Below are 1,655 nucleotides of genomic sequence, written 5' to 3'. Positions count from 1 at the left end.
CACACAGTTTGTGTGTATTATTTAATAGGAACCAAGGCAATGCTCCTCTTCAGTTAGCTAAATTAATAGGCTAAAAAGTCGAGCATCGCGTTATAATTATATTATTTTAAACTTGATCGCTATACTTAACCAGTTAACATGGATTGTTACATTAGGAATACAACAATGGACTTAATTGAAAAAATAAGAGCAATCGCCAACAAAATCCCTGACCAGCGGTTACAAATCAATACTGAAGAAGCAACCAAAAATGCTTTCATCATGCCTTTTATTAGCTGCTTAGGATACGACGTATTTAACCCATTAGAAGTCGTGCCTGAGTTTACTGCAGATGTAGGCGTCAAAAAAGGCGAGAAAGTCGATTATGCCATCAAAAAAGATGATCAAATCATCATGTTAATCGAGTGTAAAAACCACGATAAAGACCTAGATAACGAACATGCAGGCCAGTTATATAGATATTTTTCCGTATCTGAAGCCCGATTTGGCATCCTGACAAATGGTATTGAATACCGCTTCTTTACTGATTTGGAAGAACCCAATAAGATGGATAAATATCCATTTTTAACCATCAATATGCTACAACTACACGAAAATGACTTAAATGAGCTCAAAAAATTTGAAAAATCTAGCTTTTCACTAGATAGCATCCTAGATACGGCAAGCACCCTCAAATACACAGGCGCAATCAAAAAAGCCTTTTCTGAGGAGATAGCTGATCCCTCTGAAGAATTCGTAAGATATTTTGTCTCTAAGGTATACAACGGCCGTTTCACACAGCAAATAAAAGAACAGTTTTCATCCCTCGTTAAAGGTGCTATCAATCAGTTTATCAGCGATGTGCTAAATGAAAAAATAAACCGACTACTAAAAACTAATACTCAACATGAATTCGAGCCAAAAGAAAAACAAGATGATGATATTGAACCTGACAATGGCATAGTGACAACGGAAGAGGAAATAGAGGGTTACCATATAGTTAAAGCAATTCTAGCCTCAGATATTGACCTAGGTAGAGTTGCTATTAGAGATACAAAAAACTACTGTGGTATTTTACTAGATGACAATAACAGAAAACCTATTTGTAGGCTGCATTTCAATTCAAAGAAAAAGTATATTGGCATATTTTATGGAAAGCATGAAGAGCGGACCCATATTGAGTCACTAAACGACATTTATAATTACAAGGAACAGCTAATTCTCACAGCAAAATCATACGACTTCCCCACTAAAGAAGAGCCTGTTTTTAGCACTCAAGAGGAAACTCAATCTTAACACTCAATTGTGATTTTTTTATAGTAGCTCCAGATATTTTGGAGCTACCTATTTGCAAACCCCACTCGCAAAACCGTACCAGTTTTATCATCGATCCAGATATTAACGTTACCACCTCGCATGCTGCTATTAGTTCGTATATACCAAGTCTTATCACCAAAGAAATAGTATTTCCTTGAACAGCGAATGAATAGTGGCTCTTGAAATGGTAAGTCTCTGTCTTGAATGGCTTTTTGAGCAAGGGCTATAATTTCTTGTTTCTTCATTTTTTAATAAACAACCAGCTCTTGGTTTCAACTAATAAGTGCAATTCTTAATTAGCGAGTAAATCGACTCGCCACCCTAAAAACATTTCATTCGGTGATTTGAAATTCCTTGTT

General features: G+C 35.8%; 1 protein-coding gene. It reads left to right on the top strand.

Annotation, left to right across the window (positions count from 1 at the left end; all coding sequences use genetic code 11):
- Positions 1-165: 165 nt before the first annotated feature.
- A complete protein-coding gene (locus F607_RS0126815) occupies positions 166-1,275 on the top strand; it encodes a type I restriction endonuclease (protein ID WP_027710440.1) in 1,110 nt (369 codons plus the stop codon).
- The last annotated feature ends 380 nt before the right edge of the window (positions 1,276-1,655 follow it).

Source organism: Zooshikella ganghwensis DSM 15267, assembly GCF_000428585.1.
GTDB classification, from domain to species: Bacteria; Pseudomonadota; Gammaproteobacteria; order Pseudomonadales; family Zooshikellaceae; genus Zooshikella; species Zooshikella ganghwensis.
The sequence above is the reverse complement of the archived record's forward strand: the minus strand, read 5'-3'. Positions and strand labels throughout refer to the sequence as shown.

Excerpts from the sequence above, each read along its gene's own strand:
- F607_RS0126815 (WP_027710440.1), top strand. The coding sequence starts at position 166 with ATGGACTTAATTGAAAAAATAAGAGCAATCGCCAACAAAATCCCTGAC.